The organism is Alkalibacterium sp. 20 (assembly GCF_001885615.1).
Taxonomy (GTDB): Bacteria; Bacillota; Bacilli; order Lactobacillales; family Carnobacteriaceae_A; genus Alkalibacterium.
In genome coordinates this window covers 13,258-26,014 of sequence record NZ_LSRN01000002.1, presented here as the reverse complement: position 1 = coordinate 26,014, position 12,757 = coordinate 13,258, and the positions used below count along the sequence as shown (strand labels likewise).

Annotated in this window: 12 protein-coding genes; 3 read left to right on the top strand and 9 right to left on the bottom strand. The window is 36.7% G+C overall.

Annotation, left to right across the window (positions count from 1 at the left end; all coding sequences use genetic code 11):
* Positions 1–15: 15 nt before the first annotated feature.
* From yhbY to AX762_RS01530, 4 genes are all read right to left on the bottom strand, one after another.
* A complete protein-coding gene (yhbY, locus tag AX762_RS01545; RefSeq protein WP_071847420.1) occupies positions 16–336 on the bottom strand; it encodes a ribosome assembly RNA-binding protein YhbY in 321 nt (106 codons plus the stop codon).
* Positions 337–367: 31 nt separating this feature from the next.
* On the bottom strand, positions 368–1,483 hold the full coding sequence (gene yqeH, locus AX762_RS01540; RefSeq protein ID WP_071847451.1) for a ribosome biogenesis GTPase YqeH: 1,116 nt from the start codon (positions 1,481–1,483) through the stop codon (positions 368–370).
* The gene (locus AX762_RS01535) at positions 1,476–2,021 is read right to left on the bottom strand and encodes a YqeG family HAD IIIA-type phosphatase (protein ID WP_071847419.1); all 546 of its coding nucleotides are present in this window, start codon (positions 2,019–2,021) and stop codon (positions 1,476–1,478) included. Before AX762_RS01535 ends, yqeH begins: the two co-directional genes overlap by 8 nt.
* Positions 2,022–2,110: 89 nt before the next feature.
* The gene (locus tag AX762_RS01530; protein ID WP_071847418.1) at positions 2,111–2,362 is read right to left on the bottom strand and encodes a YkuJ family protein; all 252 of its coding nucleotides are present in this window, start codon (positions 2,360–2,362) and stop codon (positions 2,111–2,113) included.
* 182 nt (positions 2,363–2,544) lie between these two features.
* On the opposite strand from AX762_RS01530, the gene AX762_RS01525 reads away from it, so the two are divergent.
* On the top strand, positions 2,545–3,729 hold the full coding sequence (locus AX762_RS01525; RefSeq protein ID WP_071847417.1) for an aminotransferase class I/II-fold pyridoxal phosphate-dependent enzyme: 1,185 nt from the start codon (positions 2,545–2,547) through the stop codon (positions 3,727–3,729).
* Positions 3,730–3,806: 77 nt separating this feature from the next.
* On the opposite strand, the gene AX762_RS01520 is transcribed toward AX762_RS01525, so the two are convergent.
* The 3 genes from AX762_RS01520 to AX762_RS01510 all read right to left on the bottom strand — a co-directional run bounded on the left by AX762_RS01520 (position 3,807) and on the right by AX762_RS01510 (position 6,736).
* A complete protein-coding gene (locus AX762_RS01520) occupies positions 3,807–4,676 on the bottom strand; it encodes an NAD(P)-dependent oxidoreductase (protein ID WP_071847416.1) in 870 nt (289 codons plus the stop codon).
* 69 nt (positions 4,677–4,745) lie between these two features.
* On the bottom strand, positions 4,746–6,470 hold the full coding sequence (gene ptsP / locus AX762_RS01515; protein ID WP_071847415.1) for a phosphoenolpyruvate--protein phosphotransferase: 1,725 nt from the start codon (positions 6,468–6,470) through the stop codon (positions 4,746–4,748).
* Positions 6,470–6,736, bottom strand: coding sequence for a phosphocarrier protein HPr (locus AX762_RS01510; protein WP_071847414.1), 267 nt, complete (start codon positions 6,734–6,736; stop codon positions 6,470–6,472). Before AX762_RS01510 ends, ptsP begins: the two co-directional genes overlap by 1 nt.
* A 348-nt stretch (positions 6,737–7,084) precedes the next feature.
* Between AX762_RS01510 and AX762_RS01505 the strand changes: the two genes are divergently transcribed.
* Positions 7,085–9,331 (top strand): ATP-dependent Clp protease ATP-binding subunit, encoded by a 2,247-nt coding sequence (locus AX762_RS01505; protein ID WP_071847413.1) that lies wholly within the window; start codon positions 7,085–7,087, stop codon positions 9,329–9,331.
* Positions 9,332–9,458: 127 nt separating this feature from the next.
* Here AX762_RS01505 and AX762_RS01500 read toward each other — a convergent pair whose 3' ends face one another.
* On the bottom strand, positions 9,459–11,051 hold the full coding sequence (locus AX762_RS01500) for a peptide chain release factor 3 (protein ID WP_071847412.1): 1,593 nt from the start codon (positions 11,049–11,051) through the stop codon (positions 9,459–9,461).
* Positions 11,052–11,062: 11 nt separating this feature from the next.
* Positions 11,063–12,181, bottom strand: coding sequence for an AI-2E family transporter (locus tag AX762_RS01495; protein ID WP_083432738.1), 1,119 nt, complete (start codon positions 12,179–12,181; stop codon positions 11,063–11,065).
* A 139-nt stretch (positions 12,182–12,320) separates the two neighbouring features.
* Here AX762_RS01495 and AX762_RS01490 point away from each other — a divergent pair, with 139 nt between their 5' ends.
* On the top strand, positions 12,321–12,755 hold the full coding sequence (locus tag AX762_RS01490) for a GNAT family N-acetyltransferase (RefSeq protein ID WP_071847411.1): 435 nt from the start codon (positions 12,321–12,323) through the stop codon (positions 12,753–12,755).
* Positions 12,756–12,757 lie beyond the last annotated feature (2 nt).

Below are 12,757 nucleotides of genomic sequence, written 5' to 3'. Positions count from 1 at the left end.
CGGTCATGCTCCCCTTTATGAATGATTGGATTTAGGCAAGCGAGAAGAGTAACGCTGATACTTTTCATCTTCAGAAGGTTTAAATAAAACTAATACTTTGCCTATTTTCTGTACAACAATAATTTCGGAATTTTCTTCAATAAAAGTCAGCGCTTCAGAAGCAGTCCAGTCAGTGTTTTGAAGTAACTGCACCTTCATTAATTCTTTATTTCCAAGCGATTCTTCAAATTCTTTGACCATGTCAGTAGTTAAACCATTTTTCCCGATTTGAAAAATGGGTGAAAGATGATTTGCCTCAGCACGTAAAAAACGTTTTTGTTTACCTGTTAATTTCATATTGATCCTCTTTTCTATATCTTTACATTTATTAAATAAGCTGTTTTCTCACTATAACATCTACACCTTCTGGTGCCCAGCCTGCTACTTGTATATCTGTAGCATCGATTGATACCCACCCCAAGCCGTTAAACACTATATCTGACGGTTCTTTTATTTTGAATTCATGCCGTTTTAATTTAGGAAAAGTAGCGACGGATTCAGCGCTAGGCGGAGACAGCATCTCACCTAAATGATTTTCATATAATTCATCTGCATTTTCTGTTTTTGTTCGGTGAATAGTTATTTCGTTTGAAAGATAACAGACAAATGACTGTTTTCCTTCTCCCATCAAGTAATCAAATCTAGCTAATCCACCGAGAAACAATGTCTGCTTATTGTTCAATTGATAAGCTTTTGCTTTAACTTCTTTTCTTGGAGTGACGATTTTTAATTCTTGCGGATTTAAATATTGTGAAAATTGATTTTTTTGTATGATCCCGGGAGTATCAACGAGCACCTTTTTGTTGCCCAGTGGAATCTCAATTTTACCCAAAGTCGTCCCTGGAAAATAAGATGTCGTGATTGTGTTCTCTGACTCTGTAGCAATATTGATTATTTGATTAATTAATGTTGATTTGCCTACGTTGGTTGTTCCTACAACATAAACATCTTTTCCTTTACGTTCTTTTTCTAGGGCTTTCATAAATTCTGTAACAGACTCTTTATTTAACGCGCTAACTAAATACACATTTTGAGGTCTAATGCCATGACTCTGAACTTGTTCTGTCACCCATTGACGCAACTTGCTTTTTCGATGAACTTTTGGTAAAAGGTCACTTTTATTCGCCACAATTATTATAGGATTATTACCCGCAAATCTTTGAATTCCTGAAATAATACTTGCATTGAAATCAAAGATGTCTATAACGTTGACGATTAAAGCATCCTTCTGATTCAATTCCTGAAGCATATTTAAAAAGTCGTCATCGTTTAGCTCAACATCCTGAACTTCATTGTAATGTCTTAACCGAAAGCATCGTTTACAATATACATCATCTTCCGAGTCACTTTCACCTAATACGGAAGATGGAAGATAACCGGAAATTGACTCCTCTTTTGATTGTAAAATAGCTCCACAGCCAATACATCTCATTTCATCATTCATTAATTCGTCTGCCATGTATCGTATCTCTCCATTTCATTTCTGAATCATTTTTTATCAAGTAATTCATTATTTTCAACTCTACGAATCTGTTTAGTCGTGTATTCCATGCATCGGAATCTAAAATAGGTTTAACCAATACACTTTTAAACCCCGCGTTATTTGCGCCTTTTATATCGGTTATGATCTGATCTCCTACCATCAACCATTCTTCTCTCGGGAAAGAATACTCTTTAATAGCTTTTTTAAAGCCTATCGTTAATGGTTTCAATGCATTTGGTATAAAATCTAATTCCAGTATACTTGCTACTCTTTTCACTCGTTTATTGGAGTTGTTTGATAAAATAATAACTTTAATATCATTTTTTTTCATTAGTTTGATCCATCGAATAGTTTCCTCAGTTGCTTCTGGATTATTCCATGCAATTAGAGTGTTATCTAAATCTGTTAATATAGCTTTTATATTGGCTTTCTTTAATTGCTCAGGTGTAATTTGATAAATGGATTCAACCATCCACGTGGGCTTAAAACTACTCAGCATTACTTCCCTCCTAAACTATTATTTCAATGCACGAAAGGGGATTTTCTAAAAAAAAGGAAGTACACAAAGCACTTCCTTTTTTGCACTTCTTACTCTCCGATAGATGTAGCAGATTCGATCAATTCAAGTATTTCAACGGCCACATAATCAATATTATCGAATTCATATACTTGCTGTGCTGTGCGATCTTCAAGTTCAAACATTTTAGACTTGCTATCATAACGCACGATACATTTTTCAACGCCGTCTTTTTCAAAACGTCTAACTTGTACTTCTTCCGATTGATCTTCACGCATAGCTTCTAAACGTTTGATAATTGGGATAAGTTGGGATGAATTCATTTTTTTTCACCTTTCTCCTTCTATTGTCTCTTCACTTTTTTATTTTAACAGATTACAGCTCGAATTACATTAGATGCGCTACGATTTAAGGATTTATTGTCATTGATGACTCGGTGACTAGAATTAACTATCAATTATTTGTAGGAATTATGGTAAAATAATTTGAAATAGGAGGAAAGCACATGACAAATACACATACTTATAATTTAAATCGCGAAATAAAAGCTTTGGATGTTTCTAAAATCAGACAATTTGATGATCAGGTCTCTGCTTTTGAGCCCTTAATCCGTTTAACACTCGGACAACCGGATTTCCCTACACCACAACACGTAAAAGATGCTGCAAAAAGAGCAATCGATTCTAATTTCTCATTCTACACAAGTACCGCCGGAGACATTAAACTCAGAGAAGCTGCATCAAAATTTGTAGAGGCTAAATACAACCTCAAATACAACCCACAAACTGAAGTGATAGCTACTGTTGGCGCCACCGAAGCCTTAGCCACTTCTTTATTTACGATTCTTAATCCTGGAGATTATGTTTTAATTCCGTCTCCATTTTTTTCTCTCTATGATTCTCTAGTAAGAATGAGCCAAGCAACACCGGTTTACATGGATACTTCTGAAACCGACTTTTTAATTACCTCTGACATGATAGACAAAACGATTCAAAGCCTAGACAAAATACCTAAAGCTATTATCCTGAATTATCCGAATAATCCTACTGGTGTCACTTGGACTAAAGAAGATGTCATTACTCTGGCTCAGACACTCTCAAACTATCCTGATATGCTAGCCATTAGTGATGAGATTTACAGCGAACTTGTATATGATCAGACCCATATCTCGCTTGGAGAACATTTAAGAAGCCAAACTATTGTAATCAATGGCCTTTCTAAATCTCACGCTATGACAGGCTGGCGCCTGGGTCTGATTTTCGCACCGGAGAGTTTGACAACTGAACTTTTAAAAACACATCAGGCTCTTGTAACAAGTGCCTCCAGCATTACGCAATATGCTGGAATCGAAGCCTTGACCCATGGCATTGACGATGCGCTTCCAATGAAGCAAGCTTACAAAAAACGTCGAGACACTGTTGTGCATGCTTTAAGAACATTGGATTTGGACACAACCGAACCCACAGGAGCTTTCTACGTCTTTGCCTCTCTACCTGAAAACCTATCGATGACAAGCTATGATTTTTGTTACGAATTTGCTAAAAAATTTAAAGTTGCCATGATACCAGGTGACGCTTTTGGCGATGCAGGAGAAGGTTATTTCAGAATTAGCTATGCCTCCAGCTTGGAAGATATAGAGACAGCTATGGATCGCCTTACTCAATATGTAAATGACTTGCGTAGGCAATAGTCTTAAACTAATAAGCGAATCATCGGTATGATTAACCGATGATTCGCTTATTTTTTATTCATCAGATAAACGCATTATTATTCAGCATCCCACCATAATTTGATTAACGATTGGGTTCCAGATTCATCATATCCATCTTGACTCAATTGATCGTAAAGATTTTTAGCTAGTTTTGTTGCGGGTAAATTCAGTTGCATTTTTCCAGATTCTTCTAGAGCTATATTTAGATCTTTAATAAAATGTTTAACAAAAAAGCCCGGTGAATAGTCTTTCTTTAAAATTCTCGGAGCATAATTTTCTAATGACCAGTTCCCGGCCGCTCCTCCGCCTACTGTCTTGATTACCTTTTCAAGATTTAATCCAGCTTTTTCAGCATATACCAGCATTTCTACTAAACCTGTCATTGTGCCTGCTACCATAATTTGGTTTGCCATTTTCGTATGTTGGCCACTTCCGGCTGGACCATGCAACATAAGTGAAGACGAGAAAAGTTCCAGAAGACTTTTCATTGACTCATAGGCTTCCTGCTCTCCACCTACCATTACCGTTAACGTTCCATTCTTGGCGCCTAAGTCTCCACCAGATACTGGCGCATCTAAAGCTCTGGCGTTGTGTTCTGAAGCCGTCTGACTGATTTTTTTAGCCATTGATGGTGTACTGGTCGTTAAGTCAATAAGTACTTTGTCAGATATATCAGCTTTAAAGATTCCCAACTCCCCATAATACACCTCTTCTACGTCAGAAGGGTATCCAACCATGGTAATTATCACATCTGACTCTTCAGCAACTTCACTCGGTGAATCCCTCCATATCGCGCCTCCACTTATGAGTGTTTCAGCTTTAGATTTTGTCCGATTATATATATTCACTGTATAATTATTGTCTAACAAATGACCTATAATCGATTTCCCCATCACACCCGTGCCAATAAATCCGATTTTTTTCATATTTTCACTCCTAAAAAAGACTGTTATATAAAAAAAGATTGAGCCCCTAACGGACTCAATCTACTTATATTAATTTTCTACATATTGATTAACTAATTCAATAACTTCATCCACAGTTGTACATTCGGATAGAGCTTTTTCGGACAATTCTTTCATTTTGTTAGAATCCAATTTTTTGAGCAAGCTTCTTGTTTTAAGTATGCTTGTTGCACTCATAGAAAATTCATCTAATCCTAGTCCTACTAATAGAGGGACCGCAATCTGATCTCCAGCCATTTCTCCACACATACCTGCCCATTTTCCTTCTTTGTGCGCTGCATCTATGACCCCTTTAACAAGGCGTAAGATTGAAGGGTTATATGGTTGATACAGATAGGAAACACGTTCGTTCATTCTATCCGCAGCCATAGTATATTGAATCAAATCATTTGTTCCGATGCTGAAGAAGTCAACTTCTTTAGCAAATTGATCGGCTAATACTGCAGCAGCAGGGATTTCAATCATAATTCCCACTTCAATATGATCAGCGACCTTTACTCCTTCTTCAAGCAACAAGGCTTTCTCTTCTTCTAACATTGCTTTAGCTTCTCTAAACTCTGGTAACGTTGCAATCATTGGGAACATTATACGTAACGTTCCATGAACTGACGCACGCAATAGAGCTCTTAATTGTGTTCTGAAAATAGAATCTTGATCTAAACTAACGCGGATAGCGCGATAACCTAAAAATGGATTCATTTCTTTTGGTAATTTCAAATATGGGAGCTCTTTATCTCCGCCAATGTCCATTGTTCTCACAACGACTGGCTTATCGCCCATACCTTCTAATACCTTTTTATATGCATTGTATTGGTCTTCTTCAGATGGTAGTTCTGTTGATTCCATATATAAGAATTCTGTACGGTATAAACCAATAGCTTCTCCACCATTGTTTTTTACACTTTCTAAATCTTTTGGTGTACCAATATTCGCAGCTAATTCAACATGTTTGCCATCTTTAGTTACACTAGGTTCATTTAGTAATTGATCCCATTCTTTTTTCAATTCATCATGTTCTTTAGCTTTTTTATTGAAAGCTGAAATCTCGTCTTCAGAAGGATTAATGTAAACATCGCCTTCTAAACCATCTACGATCAACATATCATTTTCAGATACTCGCTCTGTGATATCTTTTGTTCCAACGATTGCTGGAATTTCCAATGATCTAGCCATAATAGCAGAATGAGATGTACGACCTCCGACGTTTGTTACAAAAGCTTTAACATATTTTTTGTTTAGTTGAGCTGTATCACTGGGTGTTAAATCTTCTGCAATAATGATAACTTCTTCTTCAATTGTTGCTGGAGATGGTAAGGTAACGTTCAGCAGATTAGCTAGTACACGTTTTCTGACATCACGAATATCAGCTGCACGCTCCTGCATATAAGCATTATCTTCCATTCCCTCAAACATTGTAATAAACATATCAGTTACTTGTTTGAAAGCAAATTCGGCATTAACATTTTCATTATCGATTACTGTTTTAGTTTGATCTATCAAATCTGGATCTGACAATACCATAATGTGCGCATCAAAAACTTGCGCTTCATTTTCACCTAATGACTCCGCAGCAATAGCTCTAATTTTAGTTAATTGTTCTTTAGATTTATCCATAGCTTCTGTTAAACGAGTCATCTCAGAATCGGTATCGGAAATATCAGTTTTTTCGATAGTTAAATCTGGTTCAACCATTAAGTAAGCTTTTGCGTGAGCGATTCCATCACTTGCTGCAATTCCGGATACTTTTAAAGTCATTATTCAGCCATTCCCTCATTTTTAATTGTTCCTTCGATTCCTTCAATAGCTTCTTTTTCGTCAGCTCCATCAGCAGTAATTGAAACTTCTGCACCTTTGCCAACACCAAGAGACATAACGCCCATGATTGATTTCAAGTTAACAGATTTACCTTTATAATCTAAAGTGATATCTGAGTTGAATTTCCTAGCTTGTTGAACTAATAAAGTAGCTGGTCTAGCGTGAATACCTGTTTCTGCGATAATTGTATATTCTCTTTTTTCCATTTGAATTTCTCCTTTTAAATAAAGTATTTTTTTTATCGAAAGGAATAGAACGTTTACGCTTTATGGGATTATAACGTTTGTACCGCACTTTCCCAATAAGCATCCATTTTATTCTTTCTTTCTATAACAGATTACCATTATTCCCCCTTACCTACAACTATTTTTTCTTAATCTACATATTTAGTACTTGAAAGTCAAAATTGGTCAATGTATAATATAATTATCAAAGGTCAGTATTGGTCAGATAAAATAGTCTGGATATTGATGTACTCAACTGTTTTGAACTGACCTTTGACGAAATTACGAGTATAATTGAGTCAAACTATAAGCGAAAGGATGTTTTATATTATGATTTGTCAACGTTGTATGGAACGACCTGCAACTATTCATCTAACAACAAGCGTCAATGGTCGTAAACGAGAAATTGATCTTTGTCAAAAATGTTATCGTGAAATAAAACAGCAGGAACAGCAAGGACGTTTAAACCAAGGAAATAATCAAGACCCCTTTGGATTCAATCAATTTGATGATTTGTTTAGAGCGCTGTCGCAAAAACAAAACCCTAACGAACAACAGCCTACCCCGCCGAATCAACCGTTCCCCGGGAACAATCAGCAACCGCCTAGACAAGGTGGCGGTCGCGGTGGAATACTTGGTGAGTATGGTGTTAATTTAAATCAACTCGCTAAAGATGGTAAAATAGATCCTATCATCGGTCGAGATAAAGAAATAGAACGTGTCATTGAAGTTTTAAATAGACGAAAAAAAAATAATCCAGTGCTGACAGGAGAAGCTGGTGTTGGTAAAACAGCAATTGTCGAAGGTTTGGCTCTGAAAATAGTTAACGGAGAAGTCCCTCAAAAACTCCAGGACAAAGAAGTTATTCGTTTAGATGTTGCTTCCCTCGTCCAAGGAACAGGCATCAGAGGTCAATTTGAAGAACGCATGCAACAATTAATGAATGAATTACGTGAAGATAATAAGATTATATTATTCATCGACGAAGTACATGAAATAGTTGGTGCAGGATCAGCTGAAGGAAGCAGCATGGATGCAGGTAATATCTTGAAACCGGCGTTAGCCACAGGTGAATTACAACTGGTTGGTGCGACGACCTTAAATGAATACAGAAAAATAGAAAAAGACCCTGCACTGGAACGTCGGTTGCAGCCTGTAAGAGTAGACGAACCCTCAATAGAAGAAACCTTAACCATTTTAAAAGGTATTCAAAAACAATATGAAGATTATCATCACGTAAAATATTCAGATAAAGCGATAAAAAGTGCTGTAGAATTATCCCACCGCTATATCCAAGACCGTTTCCTACCGGACAAAGCCATTGATTTAATGGATGAGTCAGGTTCTAAAAAGAATTTAACCATTCAGTCTGTTGATCCAAAATCTTTGGAAGAAAAAATAAACAACGCGGAAAAAAACAAGCAAGAAGCTTTGGAACAAGAAGACTATGAAAAAGCGGCCTTTTATCGTGACCAGGCAACAAAATTCAGAGAAATGATCTCTCAGCAGACACCTCAGTCTGAACAACCCGAAGTGACTGAACAAGATATCATCAATATCATTGAAATTAAAACTGGCATCCCAGTTGGTGAATTAAAAGAGAAAGAACAAACACAATTAAAAGATCTAAATAAATCACTTAGACACCACGTTATCGGTCAGGATGAAGCTATCGATAAAGTTGCAAGAGCGATTCGTAGAAACCGTATTGGATTAAGACAGAAAAATCGTCCGATCGGATCATTTATGTTTATAGGTCCTACTGGTGTGGGGAAAACAGAGCTAGCCAAGACATTAGCCCTGGAATTGTTCGGAAGCAAAGATGCCTATGTGCGTCTGGACATGAGTGAATACATGGAAAAACATAGCACGTCTAAACTTATTGGTTCACCTCCAGGATATGTCGGATATGATGAAGCGGGACAATTAACTGAAAAAATAAGACGAAACCCGTATAGTTTAATCTTGGTTGACGAAGTTGAAAAAGCTCACCCGGATGTTCTGCATATGTTTTTACAAGTTTTAGACGATGGACGCTTAACAGATGCCCAAGGCAGAACAGTAAACTTCAAAGAAACCATCATAATTATGACAAGTAATGCGGGGACAACAAATGTTGAATCGAGTGTTGGGTTTGGAGCACAATTAAGTGGCGTACAGCATTCCATTATAAACCATCTCCAAGATTACTTTAAACCAGAATTTATAAATCGTTTTGACGGCATCGTAGAGTTTCACTCTCTTACAAAGGGAAATCTCCTGGAAATTGTCGATTTGATGCTGGACGATGTCAATGAAGCTCTAAGTCAACATGAAATCACATTGAACGTCGCTCAGCAGGCAAAAGAAAAACTGGTTGATTTAGGTTATGATCCTAAAATGGGCGCACGCCCTTTAAGAAGAGTGATTGAAGAACAAATTGAAGATAAGATTGCTGAATTTTATTTGAATAATCCGGAACCCGGAGAAATATTGGCAACAGTCGAGAATGAGGCTATCGTCATTACTAAAATATCAGCATCTGAATCTGTTAATGAGATTCAAAGTAATGACAGTGGAGAAACGATTTCTGACTAACTCTAGTCCACGCTTAAATAAAAATTTAAGCGTTAGCTCATCCGTTTAAACTTTTGAATAAAAAAACACATTCGTATTTCAGGTTCAATACAATGAACCTGAAACGCAGAATGTGTTTTTTTATTTATTATAATAATGAAGTCAGTTCGACCTCTGGGTATTTATCACTGAACCATCTCATAGCAAACCGGTTTTCAAATAAGAATAGAGGCTGATCGAAGCGATCTCTTACAAGCATATTTCTACTTGACCCCATATTTTCATCCAATTGTTCCGGCTTGACCCATCTAGCAATACGGTTACCTATCGAAGTCATAATGACTTCCGAATTATATTCATTTCGCATCCGATGTTCGAAAACTTCAAATTGAAGTTGTCCCACAGCACCAATAATATAGCTTTCTGTGTGATAGGATTTATAGAGTTGAATTGCACCCTCTTGAACAAGTTGATTGATTCCTTTATGAAATGATTTTTGCTTCATAACGTTTTTCGGTTCAACCTTCATGAATAGTTCAGGTGTAAATTGTGGCAATTCCTGATACTCTATTTCATCGTTACCTTGATATATAGTATCCCCTATTTGAAAATTACCAGTATCATAGAGGCCAACAATATCTCCTGCTACAGCATCAGTAACAATTTCTCTACTTTCAGCCATAAATTGAGTTGAATTTGAGAGTCGGATTTTTTTATCTGAACGTGATAATGTCACGTCCATTCCTTTTTCAAATTTACCGGAGCAAATTCTTAAGAACGCAATCCTATCTCGATGACGCGGATCCATGTTGGCTTGTATTTTAAATATGAATCCTGAAAACCTTGGTTCTGTCGGTTGGACTATCTCTCCTTCTCTTGTTTCGTGAGAAGATGGCTCAGGAGCAAATTGCAGAAATATTTCCAAAAATGTCTGCACGCCAAAATTATTTAAGGCAGAACCAAAAAATACAGGTGTTAGTTTCCCTGTTGCTATAGCCTCTTCAGAAAATTCATTCCCCGCTTCTTTAAGAAGCAAAGCCTCTTCCAGTACTTGCTTATACAAGCTTTCTTTTTTGATCTTGTGTTCTCCTTCTATTTCTCCCTCTGAATTAAGCGAGATAAATCGTTCGCCCTTATTTGATTCTTCAGGTCTAAATGCTTCGATTCGATTGTGATATAAATCATATAGTCCTAATAAGGTTTTACCTGATCCTATCGGCCAATTCATTGGATAAGCATCAATTTCCAGTACTTCTTCCAATTCTTCTATGAGCTCTAATGGTTCTCTACCGTCTCTATCTAACTTATTCATAAAAGTAAAAATTGGGATACCTCTCATACGACAAACTTTAAATAATTTCTTGGTCTGTTCTTCTATACCTTTTGCGCTATCTACCACCATGACAGCAGCATCCACTGCCATTAATGTACGGTATGTGTCTTCGGAAAAATCTTCATGTCCTGGAGTATCCAAAATATTGATACGTTTGTCGTCATAATCAAATTGCATAACTGAACTCGTTACAGAGATCCCTCTCTGCTTCTCTATTTCCATCCAGTCAGATTTTGCGAATTTACCAGATTTTTTTGCTTTAACTGTTCCAGCTTCTCTGATAGCTCCACCAAAAAGTAGCAATTGTTCGGTAATCGTCGTTTTACCCGCATCGGGATGGGAAATAATAGCAAACGTTCTTCTTCTTTTTACTTCTTTATTTAACTCGTTATTGTTATTTTCAGTCAATGTAAACGTCCTTAATCTTTAAATTTATTTTTTTCTAATGAATACTTATCGAGCTTCTCTTCTTGATACATTATAAATAGGTAAGTTCCTATCGTTTTCAAAATAGCAAAAACCGGGACGCCTATCAACATTCCAATTAAACCGGCAAGATTTGCGGAAGCCAGTAACACCAATATGACTGTCAGCGGATGAATTGCCAAGGATTTACCCACTAATAATGGTGTCAAAAAATTGCTGTCTAATTGTTGAGCAATTATAACAAAGATGGCTACCAGTATTGCCCGTCCCGGTGATTCGATCAGTCCAACCACGATTGCCGGTCCTGCGCCGATAAATGGCCCAACAAAAGGGATGAAATTAGTAATGGCCGCAAAAAAGGATAACAGAAAGGCAGAAGGCATATTAACTATGGAATACATGAGAAAGAGCAAGACGCCCACTATTAAGGAAGCCAACCCTTTCCCACTGATATAACTTGAAATCGTGTCATCTGTTTTCATAATCATTTCTTTGATATTTTTTTTATACTTTAATGGCGCAATATTGACGATATGTGGTAGAAATTTTTTGCCGTCATGAAGCATGTAGAACAATATGACCGGAACTGTAACAAACAAGAATGCTACTTGAGTGAATGCCTGAATAGCGCTTCCTGCACCTGAGACAATTCCAGTTAAGAAACGTGACCCAATATCTCTTAACCACATTTCCAAATTCTCTAAAGCTGAATTGATATCGATCTGCTGCATCCACGGTTCTTCAGCTAAGCGGTTTGCATATATTTCCAGTTCACTTATAAATTGAGGTATGCCGGATATTAAATTGGATGTTTGCTCTATCAACATAGGAATGCCCAATAAGATAGAGATGACAATGAAACCCACTAATAATATCATTACAATTGTGATACCAACTATCCTTTTCACTCTGAAACGTTCAAGCAATTTAACTAGAGGATTTAATAAATAATACAAGAAACCGGCAAGAAGCAATGGCATAAATAATGCTGTAAGTATGCCCATTAACGGGTTCAATAAAAAATCAATGCGTTGGAGCAAGTAAATAAGTATGGCAACGGCCAATAACCAAACCGTCCAGAACATTAATTTGGATTCTTTCCAATTGATCACTTTATCCCCCTCTTTTTAATCATTTCTCTTACATTATAGTAGACCTGGCTCTTTATTAAAAGGGCAAGTTCACGTAATATATTGACGTAAATGTTAAATATTGCTATAGTAAGACATAATTTTAGAAAAGAGGGATAATATGCATTTTCTAACTACCATCGACACATCATCTCAAATCTACCTTGATGCTATAGCCATAAGGAAGATAGTTTTTATAGAGGAACAACAGGTTGATGAATCCTTAGAAATTGATGACTTGGAAGACAAAACCTTACATATCGTTGGTTACAAAGACAAGTTACCTATCTGTACTGCTCGATTACTGAAAAAAGAGGATGAATCTGTAAAAATCCAACGCGTTGCAGTCCTTGCTGCTTACCGAAAAAAAGGTGTAGGCAGACTGTTGCTCGAGCAACTCGAAAAAATTTCCAAAGAGCAATTAAGCGCCGCACGTCTTGCTCTTGATTCACAAGATCATGCTATCTCATTTTACGAAAAAATCGGCTATTCTGTAAAAGGTGACGGTTTTTTAGATGCCGGCATACCTCATCACTACATGCAAAAGGCTCTTTAACT